The sequence below is a fragment of the Mesorhizobium sp. M8A.F.Ca.ET.207.01.1.1 genome (genome assembly GCF_004794715.1).
Lineage (GTDB): Bacteria > Pseudomonadota > Alphaproteobacteria > Rhizobiales > Rhizobiaceae > Mesorhizobium.
Genome location: NZ_SRUS01000002.1, coordinates 343,509 through 355,453, shown reverse-complemented (window position 1 = coordinate 355,453; position 11,945 = coordinate 343,509). Strand labels below are relative to the sequence as shown.

The following is an 11,945-nucleotide window of genomic DNA, read 5'->3' as shown; positions in this document are numbered from 1 at the left end:
ATCTCGATTGTCGAAACTGAATCAGTAGGCCAGATGTCGGCCTAAAGAAGCTGCTGAAGCGATGCGGAATCGCGTCCCCGCCGCAGGATACTGGAACAAAGTTCGTGTCGGAAAGAAGGTGCCCGCATTACCCAAGGCGCCACCGCGGCGGCCCCAAACGGGCGATCGGGACTAGAGCGCCGATGCTGGTGCCGCTGAGTGCCGACGGGCGCTGACTTCGTATCGGACCAGCCCACCGACGGGCGCCGCTTCCGCATCATGATCTCGATGAGTCCAAGATATCGTTTTATGATGGGAATGGCGCCCCGGCCGGATGTCTCATGCCGTCGCAGCTGCCTAAATCAATAGCATTCTGCATGATGGGCTCTTTGGCGGGTAAATTCTGAATTTCACTATAAGCTGTTGTTTTTGTTGATGGTATGGCGGAGAGAGCGGGATTCGAACCCGCGTTACGGTCTCCCGTAAACACACTTTCCAGGCGTGCGCCTTCAACCACTCGGCCACCTCTCCGTCCTTGCATTTTTCGCGACGGCCGGTTTCGCCGCGCGGGTTGGGGACAATGCAGTCCCTTCAGGGAGCCGGTACGCGATATCAGCGCCGTGGGTGCCGCCAACCAGCAAGCACCTTCCCCTCGCACCTGAGCCGTCAAAGCAACAGGCGCGGGGCTCATCTAGTCGATCCCGCGCCGAATGCCAAGCCATAACGGCAGTCTATTCGCTTTGCCGGCCACACAGTGCTTCGCGAGGCCGCCGCGGCATCCGTTTCGAGGTGCCGACGCCCCGAATGATGTGCACAGGCAAGGCCGCAAGACCGGCCGCGCTTGACTTCGCCGCCGGCCACCTGTCGAGTGACGCTGAGGCTTTGCGGGGGCATCGTCCGGACATGACATCAAGCAATGAACAACCGGGCAGCGGGCAGGCGCCAGTCGGGCGGCCAGGCAACGACCTGTCTTATGTCCCGGTGGGTTGGCTCATCTTCGTCATGGCGTGGTCGGTCTACGGCCTGGCCTCGGCCTGGTGGCTGACCGGCGACTCCGGCCTGCCGGACAGGATCTTTTATTTCCTCCTTGGCGGGCTTGCCGTCGACATCATCACCATCCTGTGGGGGCTTTACCTGCTCGGCCTTGCCTTTGGCCGCTCGGCGCGCTTCCCGCGCCAGTTCATCATCTGGCAGGTGGCGACCATCGTCTGGGTGCTGGCGAGGCAGGCCTATGTGCTTGCCGTGCCCGATTTCGTCTTCTCCGCCAGGAGCCAGTTCATCGGCGGCGCCGAAATCGCCATCGGCCTGCTCTGCATCTATCTGCTGCGCCGCGGCTCCGGCGCCGAAGGCGTCTATGCCAGGCCTCCGACCGAAGCGCCGTCGGTCTTCGTTTCCATCGTCGCTGCCTTGCTCGGCATCATCCTGGGCGCGGTCATCGGCGCCGTTGGCGGCTTCCTGGCTGGCTCGGTGATTGCCGATGTCGCCGAGGTCAGCTGCTTCGAGGGCGGCTGCGGCTACTTCGCCGCCTTCATCGGCTTGGCCGGGCTGGTGGTCGGCGCCATTGCCGGCGGCATTCTTGCCGTCTGGCTCGTTCACCGCCGCGGACGCAAGCCAGTCGCATAGGGTTCAGCAAGCGCCGGCCTTCAAATTCGCGTATCGCGATTGCGGACAAACCGCACGCATTCTATTTCTGGTTCGGGACATGTGCCGGAGGCTCCTGGTCAGCTCCAGGATGAACCGGGGGAGAGCCTTGATGTTTCGCTTCGTCTTTCGTCTTGCGGCCATGGTCGCGCTGTCGGTTTCCGTCATCATGGCGGTGCTCGACACGACGCGCACGGTGGCGGCTTCGGCCCTCGTCCTGACCCCGCTCAACGCCAGCTGGCTGGCTGTCTCGCCGGACACGCGGGCGGCCTTCGAAACCTATGTTCGCGCCAAGGCCAGTCCGCTGCTGTGGGATGGCGCCATCGCCTGGGTGCTCAACCAGCCGGGCTTTGCCGTCTTCGCGGTGCTGGCCTTCCTGCTTTACGCCATCGGCTACCGGCGGCAGCGGCGCACGGGACAGTTCGCCGCGAACTGACCCATCGGCATCGCCCGCGCCATTCCGGCCACCTCCTGACGGCTTGCGAGCAAGGATCGGATCGCGGCGCGGCGTGCCCATGGCATGCTTTTCCAAAAGGTCAAAATTCCGCGTGAATTTTGTTTCGGGCCGTGCCAGATTGCCCGGGAGCGGGAGGGGAATACACTCCTGGCTAACGTCGTTTGCCTGCCGGAGAACCGGGCAGACAGGCGGTGCGTAACGGAAAAAATAACCGACAGGGTGTGGATCACATGAAACGTATCGTTCTCGGCCTCCTGGCCGCAACCGCAATGGTTCTTCCGGCTTTCGCCGCGGATGTCCAGCCGGCCATCCTCTATGATCTGGGCGGCAAGTTCGACAAATCCTTCAACGAGGCGGCCTACCACGGCGCCGAGAAATTCAAGACCGAGACCGGCGTTGCATATGTGGAGTTCGAAGTGTCGAACGCCTCGCAGCGCGAGCAGGCGCTGCGCCGCTTCGCCGAGGACGGCCGCAACCCGATCGTCATGGCCGGCTTTGCCTGGGAGGACGCCCTCAAAGCGGTCGCAAAAGATTATCCCGACCTGAACTTCGCCATCATCGACGATGCCGTCGACCTGCCCAACGTCCGTTCGCTGGTGTTCAAGGAGAATGAAGGCTCCTATCTCGTCGGCATCCTGGCGGGGATGGCCTCGAAATCCAAGAAGGTCTCCTTCATCGGCGGCATGGACATCCCGCTGATCCGCAAATTCGAATGCGGCTATGTCGGCGGCGCCAAGGCGGCAGGCGCGACCGATGTCATCCAGAACATGACCGGCGATACGCCGGCTGCCTGGAACGACCCGGCCAAGGGCGGCGAGATCGCCAAGACGCAGATCGACCAGGGCTCCGACGTGGTCTACGCCGCGGCCGGCGGCACCGGCGTCGGCGTGCTGCAGGCGGCGGCTGATGCCGGCAAGCTCGGCATCGGCGTCGATTCCAACCAGAACGGCCTGCAGCCCGGCAAGGTGCTGACCTCGATGATGAAGCGTGTGGACGTCGCCGTCTACAATGCCTTCATGGACGGCAAGAACGGCACCTTCAAAGGTGGCGTGCAAAATCTCGGCCTCAAGGAAGGCGGCGTCGACTACGCCATGGACGACAACAACAAGGCGCTGGTGACCGACGAAATGAAGGCGGCGGTCGAAAAGGCCAAGGCCGACATCATCGCCGGCAAGATCCAGGTGCACGACTACACAGCCGACAACGCCTGCCCCTATTGATCGGCGGCACCATACGGCAATGACTGGAACCGCCGGGCAACGCCCGGCGGTTTTGTGTCGGCCTACAGCTTGCCGGCGAGATAACCCAGCGCGAAGGCCGCGATCAGTGCCATAGCGACCACGTACCCACGCCGGCCGCCCAGCGCGTGCACGCCAACGCCGTACGGCTGTCGGGACAGGCTTCGGATCACTGTCGGCGGTTTGGCATCGTTGCCGCCCAGGCCAACGCTGCGCATTTGCGGCAATTCGGCGAGGCGTTGCGTGACCAGCGCCCAATGATTGGCGCCGGCTGGTTTTTCGGCACGGTCGAAAACATGCATGCGTTCGGCGAGTTGCACCACCGCGTCGCGGAAGGCAGGGTCGATCTCGAGGTCGCGCTCGGCCCGCTCGCGCTCGGCATCGTTCATCAGGCCGAGCACATAATCGCCGGCCCTTGCGATGCGGTCGCTTTCACCGGCCATGGCCAGGACCCTCCCCTTCTCCTCACCAGTGTGGCGGTTTGGTCACCGGCACATCCGGTGCCGCCTGCTCTTCAAGGGCCAGGAAGCGGTCGGTCAACGCATCGAGCTTGCGCTGCATGCGTTCGATCACCTTCCACTGCTCGGCAATCTGGCCCGACAGTTCCTCGATGGTCTTCTCCTGCTCGGCGGCGCGGATTTCCAGCGTCGTCAGCCGGTCGGCGGGCATGATCATGCAAAGTCCCCAGTTCGTACCGCGACACCTTGCGCCGCAACGTCAAATCGACCTCGCCATATTAGCGAATGCGAGAGCTTCGGCCACGTTCGAAATTGACAAGCGCGCGCGGATTTGTCGAGAGTGGACGCTGCTCCGGACAATTGGCATGGGCGGAGCGTCATGCTAGGCATTTTGACCAAGCGATAAAAAAATAAGAGTGGGACAGGCTGCATGGCGCAAGCCGCAATCGAACTGACAGGCATAAACAAGAGTTTTGGCGCGGTGCGCGCCAACCGCGACATCAATCTGGAGATCGCGCGCGGCACTATTCACGGCATCGTCGGCGAGAACGGCGCCGGCAAGTCGACGCTGATGTCGATCCTCTACGGTTTCTACCAGGCCGACAGCGGCGAGATCCGTGTCGGCGGCAAGCCGGCGTCGATCAAGACCCCCAACGACGCGATCGCGCTCGGCATCGGCATGGTGCACCAGCATTTCATGCTGGTCGACAATTTCTCGGTGCTGGAGAACATCATCCTCGGCGCCGAAACCGATGCGCTTCTGAAGAGCAGCATCGCCAAGGCGCGCTCCGAGCTTGACCGGCTGGAACGCGAATACGGGCTGGAAGTCGATCCCGATGCGATCATCGAGGAACTGCCGGTCGGCCTGCAGCAGCGCGTCGAAATCCTGAAGGCGCTTTATCGCGGCGCCGAAATCCTGATCCTCGACGAGCCGACGGGCGTCTTGACCCCGGCCGAGGCCGACCACCTGTTCCGCATCCTCAGACAGTTGAAGGAACAGGGAAAGACGGTGGTATTGATCACCCACAAGCTGCGCGAGATCATGGCCATCACCGACACCGTGTCGGTCATGCGTCAGGGCACGATGGTGGCGACCCGGGAGACCAGGAAAACCACCGTCGAGGAGCTGGCCGAGCTGATGGTCGGGCGGCGCGTCTTGCTCCGGGTCGAAAAGGGCGACGCCGAGGCCGGTGCCGTCAAGCTCGCGGTCAAGAACCTGACGGTCAGGGATTCCCGCGGCGTCACCATGGTCGACGACGTCTCCTTCGACTTACGCGCCGGCGAGATCGTCGGCATCGCCGGCGTCGCCGGCAACGGCCAATCCGAATTGCTCGAGGCGATTTCCGGCATCAGGCACGCCGTTTCCGGTTCCGTGATGCTCGAGGGCAAGCCGATCGATCTCACCGGCAAGGCCGATCCCGGCGAATTGCGCGACCGCGGGCTCGCCCACGTGCCGGAGGACCGCCACCATGTCGGTCTGGTGCTGGCCTTCGAGGAAAACGAGAATTCCATCCTCGGCTACCACGACGATCCCCGCTACCTCAGGGGACCGTTCCTCAACATCGACGCCATCATGGCCGATGCCAAGGACAAGATCGAGAAATACGACATTCGTCCCGGCAACCCGCGCCTGAAGACGGCCAATTTTTCCGGCGGCAACCAGCAGAAGATCGTGCTCGCGCGCGAAATCGAACAGGACCCCGGCGTGCTGATCGTCGGCCAGCCGACGCGCGGCGTCGATGTCGGCGCCATCGAATTCATCCACAAGCGCCTGATCGCCATGCGCGACCAGGGCAAGGCGGTGCTGGTGGTCTCGGTCGAACTCGACGAGATCCGTTCGCTCTCCGATCGCATCCTGGTGATGTTTGCCGGCCGCATCGTCGGCGAGCGCGGCCCCGAGACGACCGAAGGCGAGCTTGGCCTGCTGATGGCCGGTGTCGAGCATCAGGAGGCCGCGCAATGAGCACGCCTTACGCCAAATTGCCGGCCTGGGCCGACTACGGGCTGATCCCGCTGATCAACCTGTCGGTCGCCTTCATCGTCGCCGGCTTCGTCGTCATGCTGGTCGGCGAAAACCCGTTCCGCGCCGCCGTCATCCTGGTCGAAGGCGCCTTCGGCAAGGGAACAGGCATCGCCTTCACCCTCTTCTATGCCACGACCTTCATATTCACCGGGCTTTCGGTGGCGGTGGCGGCACATTGCGGCCTGTTCAACATCGGCACCGAGGGACAGGCCTACATCGCCGGCCTCGGCATCGCCATCGTCTGTCTTTCCTTCGACAGCACACTGCCCTGGTGGCTGACATTTCCGCTGGCCATCGTGGCCTCGGCGCTCGTGGGCGCGTTATGGGCGTTGATCCCCGCCTACCTGCAGGCCAAGCGCGGCTCGCACATCGTCATCACGACGATCATGTTCAACTTCATCGCCGCGTCGATCATGGTCTACCTGCTGGTCGGTCCGCTGAAACCGGCGGGGTCGCAGGCGCCGCAGACGCGCAACTTCCTCGCCGGCGCCGAACTGCCCAAGCTCAACTGGATCATCGAGCTGTTCGGCGCCAAGATCCGCTCGGCCCCGCTCAACATCTGCTTCCTGCTGGCGCTGGTGATGGCCTTCCTGGTCTGGCTGCTGATCTGGCGCACCAGGCTCGGCTACGAGATGCGCACCTATGGCCACAGCCCGAAGGCCGCCCGCTATGCCGGCATTTCGGAGACGCGCATCATCATCACCGCCATGATGATCTCCGGCGCGCTGGCCGGCATGATGGCGCTCAACCCGGTGATGGGCGACCAGCACAATGTCGCGATCGACTTCGTTTCGGGCGCCGGCTTCGTCGGCATCGCCGTGGCGCTGATGGGCCGCCTGCATCCGGTCGGCATCGTGCTGGCGGCGATCCTGTTCGGCATGCTCTACCAGGGGGGCGCCGAACTCGCCTTCGAGATGCCGGCGATCAGCCGCGACATGATCGTCATCATTCAAGGGTTGGTCATCCTCTTCGCCGGCGCGCTGGAGCACATGTTCAGGCCCTATATCCAGGCGCTGTTCGCCTCGTTCAGCCCGAAATCGGTGGGCATGCAGGCTGTCAACGGAAAGGGCGCCTGAGATGGATATCTTCAACGCAATCATCCAGGTGCTGGACTCGACTATCCGCCTGTCGGTGCCGCTGCTGCTTGCATGCCTCGCCGGCCTCTATTCGGAGCGGGCCGGCATTTTCGACATCGGCCTCGAAGGCAAGATGCTGGTCGGCGCCTTCGCGGGGGCTGCGGCGGCTTCCGTGTTCCATTCGGCGCTTATCGGTCTCGGCATGGCGGTCCTGATCTCTGTCGCCTTCGCGCTGGTGCACGGCTTTGCCTCGATCACCCATCGCGGCAACCAGATCGTTTCGGGCGTGGCGATCAACTTCGTCGCCGCCGGATCGACCATCATCCTCGGCCAAGCCTGGTTCCAGCAGGGCGGCCGCACGCCGGCGCTGCAACCCGGCGAGCGGTTCGAGGCGATCATCTGGCCTGGCGCCGACGCGGCCAGGGACGTGCCGATCATCGGTCCGATCTATGCCGAACTGATCTCCGGCCATTCGATCCTCGTCTATTTCGCCTTTGCGGTGGTGCCGTTCACCTGGTGGGTGCTGTTTCGCACGCGCTTCGGCCTCAGGCTGCGCGCGGTCGGCGAAAATCCGGCCGCGGTCGACACCGCCGGCATCTCGGTCGCCTGGCTGCGCTATCGCGCGCTGATCTGCACCGGCATCCTGACCGGATTCGCCGGGGCCTATCTTTCGATGGTGCAGAATGGCGGCTTCGTGAAGGACATGACGGCGGGCAAGGGCTACATCGCACTGGCCGCGCTGATCTTCGCCAAATGGAAACCGGTCAACGCCATGTTCGCCTGCCTGCTGTTCGGCTTCCTCGACGCGGCGTCGATCCGCCTGCAGGGGACACCGCTGCCCATTGTCGGCAAGGTGTCGGTGCAGTTCATGCAGGCGCTGCCTTATGTGCTGACCGTCATCCTGCTCGCCGGCTTCATCGGCAAGGCCATCCCGCCGCGCGCAGGCGGCGTGCCTTACGTCAAGGAACGCTAGGACAAGACTCCACACGCCGGGTTTTGGACACGATCATCGGAGAGAACACCTGAATGTCGCATGATCTGTTCGAAGCGGCCAAGGCCGCCATGGCCAAGGCCTATGCGCCCTATTCGAAATTCCCGGTGGGTGCCGCCTTGCGTACCGAGGACGGGCGCGTCTTCACCGGCGCCAACATCGAGGTCGCCTCTTATCCCGAGGGCTGGTGCGCCGAGACCACCGCGCTTGGCCACTACATCATGGGCGGCGGCGGCAAGATCGTGGAAATCGCCGTCCTTGCCGAACGCATGGCCAAATGCTCGCCGTGTGGCGGCTGCCGTCAGCGGCTGGCCGAATTCTGCCGCCCGGAAACGAAACTCTACCTCTGCGACAACACCGGCGTGGCCGAGACCGTGACCATGGGCGACATGCTGCCCTATGGCTTTCGCGGCGATATCCTCAAATGACGCGTTGGCTCACATGCAAAGCTGGCTCAAATGAAGCGTAGGCCGAGATGACGGAAAAAGCGCTGGACCATCTTATCGAAGGGCTGGACGGCCTGGCGCCGTCGACCGCGCTGGTGCTGGGTTCGGGGCTGGGCGGCCTTGTCGACCGGATCGAGAATCCCATCCGCGTCTCCTATGCCGACCTGCCTGGCTTTCCCAGGAGCGGTGTCAGCGGCCATGCCGGCGAAGTGGTCGCCGGGCTGTTTGCCGGCGTTCCGGTGCTGATGTTGTCCGGCCGCGCCCACTACTATGAGCATGGCAACGCCGCGGCGATGCGTCCGGTGCTGGAAGTGCTTGCCGGCATCGGCATCACAAAACTGATCCTCACCAACGCAGCCGGCTCGGTCGATCCGGACATGCCGCCGGGCTCGGTGATGCTGCTCACCGATCACATCAACTTCTCCGGCACCAATCCGCTGATCGGCGAGCCGAGCGACCGCCGCTTCGTCGGCCTGACCGAAGCCTACGATGCCGGCATCCGTGACGCGATCGAACGCGCGGCCAAGGCGACGGGCACAGCGCTGCACAAGGGCGTCTATATGTGGTTCTCGGGGCCTTGCTTCGAGACGCCGGCCGAAATCCGCATGGCGCGCATCATGGGCGCCAACGCCGTCGGCATGTCGACCGTGCCGGAAGTCATTCTCGCCCGGTTCCTCGGTCTGCGCGTCGCCGCCTGCTCGGTCATCACCAATTTGGCCGCCGGCATGACCGGAGCCGAGCTTTCGCACCAGGAAACCAAGGACATGGCGCCGGTTGGCGGATCGCGGCTGGCAACGGTGCTGCAGCGCGTGTTCCGTGACGGGCTGCTGGAGAGCTGATGCTTCCACAGGAAATCATCCGTCACAAACGCGACGGCCACAGGCTGGCGCCTCACGAGATCGCCGCCTTCATCGACGGCGTGACGTCGGGCACCGTAACCGACGGCCAGGTCGCGGCCTTCGCCATGGCGGTGTTCTTCAACGGCATGAACCGCGACGAGGCCGTGGCGATGACGCTTGCCATGCGCGATTCCGGCGACGTGCTCGACTGGTCGGATTTGCCAGGCCCCGTCACCGACAAGCATTCGACGGGCGGCGTCGGCGACAATGTCTCGCTGATGCTGGCGCCGATCGTCGCCGCCTGCGGCGCCTATGTGCCGATGATCTCGGGCCGAGGCCTCGGCCATACCGGCGGCACGCTGGACAAGATGGATGCCATTCCCGGCTACACCAGCCAGCCCGACATCGCGCTGTTCCGCAAGGCGGTGCTGGAAACGGGCTGCGCCATCATCGGCCAGACCGCTGATCTGGCACCCGCCGATCGCCGGCTCTACGCCATCCGCGACGTGACCGGAACCGTGGAATCGGTGCCGCTGATCACGGCATCGATCCTGTCGAAGAAGCTCGCGGCGGGCCTGCAATCGCTGGTGCTCGACGTCAAGGTCGGCAACGGCGCCTTCATGGAGAAATCCCGTGATGCGACCGCGCTCGCCAACAGCCTGGTCGAGGTCGCCGGCGGGGCTGGGCTGAAGGTCTCGGCGCTGATCACCGGCATGAACGAACCGCTGGCCTCGGCCGCCGGCAATGCGGTCGAGGTGCGCAATGCCGTCGATTTTCTGACCGGCCGCTTGCGTGACCGGCGGCTGGAGGATGTGACGCTGGCGCTTGCCGCTGAAATGCTGCAGTCGGCGGGGCTGGTATCGTCCAACCAGGACGGCATGCGTCGCGCCACCGAGACGCTGGCCAGCGGCCGTGCCGCCGCCACCTTCGCGCGCATGGTGACCGTGCTTGGCGGTCCGGCCGATTTCATCGAGAAGCCGGAAAAATACCTGCCCGAGGCGGCAACGGAATTCGCCGTCAAGGCGACGACAGAGGGTTTCGTCACGAATATAGCCACCCGCGACATCGGCCTCGCCGTGGTCGGGCTGGGCGGCGGGCGCACCCGGCCCGACGACAAGATAGATCCCGCCGTCGGCATCACCAGGCTGCTGCCCATAGGCGCGGAAGTAAAAGCCGGAGACGCGCTAGCGCTGATCCATGCCCGCTCACCGTCCGATGCCGAAGCGGCAGCCGCGGCGGTGCTTTCAGCCTATGCGATCGGTGCTTCGAAGCCGTCCGCCGACAAGTCGGTCATCCGGCGGATTCTGCCGCGCGGCTGACTGCACCCTACTGAACCAACAGCAGCGTGCCGTTCTCGGCCTGGTATTTGCCGAGCCGATTGAGAAAACTCATGCCGATCAGGTTGGTGCCCAGTGCCTTGTCGTCGAGCACGATCGCCTGCACTCCGTCGACGCTGATGCTGCCGATCTGCAGGCGGTCGATCATCACCACGGCTGCCTTGATGGTGCCGTTGGCGGTGTTGACCTCGTGGCTGAAATCGGAGGGATTGAGCGACAGCCCGATCCGGCGTGCCGTCGACATATTGACCGCCACCAGCGTCGCACCGGTGTCGATCATGCCGTCGACCTGACGGCCGTTGAGCCTGAAGGTGGACGAAAAGTGTCCGCGCCCGTCCGCCGCAACCACGACCTTGCGGCCGGTTGGCAGCGGCGCCACCGGCTTGTCGGGAACGGACGCCAGGCTGACCTCGGGTTGCGTCTCGGCCCCAGGTTTGGCCGTTACCGTCGATCTCAGCAGGTTTTCGAATATTCGCGGATTCGACTGGTAGACAACCGGGATCGATGCCGACGCACCGGCAAAGACGCTGAGGATAAGGAGCTTGCGCAGCATGGATCGGCCTCGCCGCATGACCCCGAAAATCGAGATCGATTTTCGGAAAGGCTCATGCGCAAAAACAAAGTGCTATAGCGTCCTTTTGTGCGTCCGAATGGACGCACGGCGCTGTAGTGAGAGCCGATTCATTAGCGCTGGATGGTGTTTGCCGCTTTAACGCGTGCCGAAACCGCGTCTTTGCGTAAACATTTGGTAAATCATACCAAGCACTTTGCTTGGTATTACTTCGTCCCGTACATGCGATCGCCGGCGTCGCCGAGACCAGGCATGATGTAGCCCTTCTCGTTGAGCTGGCGATCGATGGACGCGGTGAAGACCGGGACATCCGGATGTGCCTTGGTAAAGCGCTCGATGCCTTCGGGCGCCGCCAGCAGGCACAGGAAGCGGATGTTGGTGGCGCCGCGCTCTTTCAACTTGTCGATCGCCGCGATCGCCGAATTGGCGGTCGCCAGCATCGGGTCGACGACGATGACCAGCCGGTCGCCGAGGTCGCTTGGCGCCTTGAAGAAATACTCGACAGCCTCCAGCGTTTCGTGATCGCGGTAGAGGCCGACATGGGCGACGCGGGCCGCCGGCACCAGGTCGAGCAGGCCTTCGAGCAAGCCGTTGCCGGCGCGCAGCACCGAGGCGAACACCAGCTTCTTGCCCTCCAGCGTCGGAGCTTCCATCGTCTCCATGGGCGTTTCGATCGTTGTCGTCGTCAGTTCGAGATTGCGGGTGACCTCATAGCCGAGCAGCAGCGATATCTCGCGCAGCAGCCGCCGGAAGCCGGCCGTCGAGGTCTCCTTCTTGCGCATGATGGTCAGCTTGTGCTGGACAAGCGGATGGTCGACGACGGTGACGCCCTTCATGATGTTCTCCTGATGCGGTGTCGCCCGAAACCGCGCGCATGGACCCTTTCGGA

Annotated in this window: 13 protein-coding genes, 1 tRNA gene and 1 pseudogene; 10 read left to right on the top strand and 5 right to left on the bottom strand. The window is 63.9% G+C overall.

What is annotated here, in order from left to right; translation table 11 throughout:
- Positions 1-137: 137 nt before the first annotated feature.
- Positions 138-261, top strand: a pseudogene (locus tag EN850_RS06600) (IS3 family transposase); the annotation flags it as partial.
- A 159-nt stretch (positions 262-420) separates the two neighbouring features.
- On the opposite strand, the gene EN850_RS06595 reads toward EN850_RS06600, so the two are convergent.
- Positions 421-510: transfer RNA gene (locus EN850_RS06595), tRNA-Ser, on the bottom strand.
- A 372-nt stretch (positions 511-882) separates the two neighbouring features.
- Here EN850_RS06595 and EN850_RS06590 point away from each other — a divergent pair.
- From EN850_RS06590 to EN850_RS06580, 3 genes are all read left to right on the top strand, one after another.
- Positions 883-1,602, top strand: a complete 720-nt coding sequence (locus tag EN850_RS06590) for a DUF2569 domain-containing protein (protein WP_246689154.1) — start codon at positions 883-885, stop codon at positions 1,600-1,602.
- A gap of 130 nt (positions 1,603-1,732) precedes the next feature.
- Positions 1,733-2,056 carry a hypothetical protein gene (locus EN850_RS06585; RefSeq protein WP_127869964.1) on the top strand — a complete coding sequence of 108 codons (324 nt, stop codon included), beginning with the start codon at positions 1,733-1,735 and terminating at the stop codon, positions 2,054-2,056.
- Positions 2,057-2,307: 251 nt separating this feature from the next.
- Positions 2,308-3,297, top strand: a complete 990-nt coding sequence (locus EN850_RS06580) for a BMP family ABC transporter substrate-binding protein (protein WP_127280664.1) — start codon at positions 2,308-2,310, stop codon at positions 3,295-3,297.
- Positions 3,298-3,359: 62 nt separating this feature from the next.
- Here EN850_RS06580 and EN850_RS06575 read toward each other — a convergent pair whose 3' ends face one another.
- On the bottom strand, positions 3,360-3,758 hold the full coding sequence (locus tag EN850_RS06575; protein ID WP_135865700.1) for a hypothetical protein: 399 nt from the start codon (positions 3,756-3,758) through the stop codon (positions 3,360-3,362).
- Positions 3,759-3,780: 22 nt separating this feature from the next.
- Positions 3,781-3,987 (bottom strand): SlyX family protein, encoded by a 207-nt coding sequence (locus tag EN850_RS06570; protein WP_123151274.1) that lies wholly within the window; start codon positions 3,985-3,987, stop codon positions 3,781-3,783.
- Between the two features lie 216 nt (positions 3,988-4,203).
- On the opposite strand from EN850_RS06570, the gene EN850_RS06565 reads away from it, so the two are divergent.
- The 6 genes from EN850_RS06565 to deoA are packed head-to-tail and all read left to right on the top strand — an operon-like array spanning position 4,204 to position 10,467.
- Positions 4,204-5,736 (top strand): ABC transporter ATP-binding protein, encoded by a 1,533-nt coding sequence (locus EN850_RS06565; RefSeq protein WP_136090866.1) that lies wholly within the window; start codon positions 4,204-4,206, stop codon positions 5,734-5,736.
- On the top strand, positions 5,733-6,872 hold the full coding sequence (locus EN850_RS06560; RefSeq protein ID WP_136090865.1) for an ABC transporter permease: 1,140 nt from the start codon (positions 5,733-5,735) through the stop codon (positions 6,870-6,872). Before EN850_RS06565 ends, EN850_RS06560 begins: the two co-directional genes overlap by 4 nt.
- A gap of 1 nt (position 6,873) precedes the next feature.
- Entirely contained in the window at positions 6,874-7,845 is a 972-nt protein-coding gene (locus EN850_RS06555; protein ID WP_136090864.1) for an ABC transporter permease, read from the top strand.
- A gap of 53 nt (positions 7,846-7,898) precedes the next feature.
- Positions 7,899-8,291 (top strand): cytidine deaminase, encoded by a 393-nt coding sequence (gene cdd, locus EN850_RS06550; protein ID WP_127280033.1) that lies wholly within the window; start codon positions 7,899-7,901, stop codon positions 8,289-8,291.
- 47 nt (positions 8,292-8,338) lie between these two features.
- The gene (locus tag EN850_RS06545; RefSeq protein WP_136090863.1) at positions 8,339-9,148 is read left to right on the top strand and encodes a purine-nucleoside phosphorylase; all 810 of its coding nucleotides are present in this window, start codon (positions 8,339-8,341) and stop codon (positions 9,146-9,148) included.
- Complete coding sequence (gene deoA, locus EN850_RS06540) at positions 9,148-10,467, top strand: thymidine phosphorylase (RefSeq protein WP_127280031.1); 1,320 nt, start codon at positions 9,148-9,150, stop codon at positions 10,465-10,467. Before EN850_RS06545 ends, deoA begins: the two co-directional genes overlap by 1 nt.
- Before the next feature lie 7 nt (positions 10,468-10,474).
- On the opposite strand, the gene EN850_RS06535 is transcribed toward deoA, so the two are convergent.
- Positions 10,475-11,038 (bottom strand): TIGR02281 family clan AA aspartic protease, encoded by a 564-nt coding sequence (locus EN850_RS06535; protein WP_135929351.1) that lies wholly within the window; start codon positions 11,036-11,038, stop codon positions 10,475-10,477.
- 224 nt (positions 11,039-11,262) lie between these two features.
- Entirely contained in the window at positions 11,263-11,892 is a 630-nt protein-coding gene (gene upp, locus EN850_RS06530) for a uracil phosphoribosyltransferase (RefSeq protein WP_027143010.1), read from the bottom strand.
- Positions 11,893-11,945 lie beyond the last annotated feature (53 nt).

Coding starts and splice junctions, on each gene's coding strand:
- EN850_RS06560 (WP_136090865.1), top strand. CDS start 5,733: ATGAGCACGCCTTACGCCAAATTGCCGGCCTGGGCCGACTACGGGCTG.
- EN850_RS06585 (WP_127869964.1), top strand. CDS start 1,733: ATGTTTCGCTTCGTCTTTCGTCTTGCGGCCATGGTCGCGCTGTCGGTT.
- EN850_RS06575 (WP_135865700.1), bottom strand. CDS start 3,758: ATGGCCGGTGAAAGCGACCGCATCGCAAGGGCCGGCGATTATGTGCTC.
- EN850_RS06590 (WP_246689154.1), top strand. CDS start 883: ATGACATCAAGCAATGAACAACCGGGCAGCGGGCAGGCGCCAGTCGGG.
- upp (WP_027143010.1), bottom strand. CDS start 11,892: ATGAAGGGCGTCACCGTCGTCGACCATCCGCTTGTCCAGCACAAGCTG.
- EN850_RS06545 (WP_136090863.1), top strand. CDS start 8,339: ATGACGGAAAAAGCGCTGGACCATCTTATCGAAGGGCTGGACGGCCTG.
- EN850_RS06555 (WP_136090864.1), top strand. CDS start 6,874: ATGGATATCTTCAACGCAATCATCCAGGTGCTGGACTCGACTATCCGC.
- EN850_RS06535 (WP_135929351.1), bottom strand. CDS start 11,038: ATGCTGCGCAAGCTCCTTATCCTCAGCGTCTTTGCCGGTGCGTCGGCA.
- EN850_RS06565 (WP_136090866.1), top strand. CDS start 4,204: ATGGCGCAAGCCGCAATCGAACTGACAGGCATAAACAAGAGTTTTGGC.
- cdd (WP_127280033.1), top strand. CDS start 7,899: ATGTCGCATGATCTGTTCGAAGCGGCCAAGGCCGCCATGGCCAAGGCC.
- EN850_RS06580 (WP_127280664.1), top strand. CDS start 2,308: ATGAAACGTATCGTTCTCGGCCTCCTGGCCGCAACCGCAATGGTTCTT.
- deoA (WP_127280031.1), top strand. CDS start 9,148: ATGCTTCCACAGGAAATCATCCGTCACAAACGCGACGGCCACAGGCTG.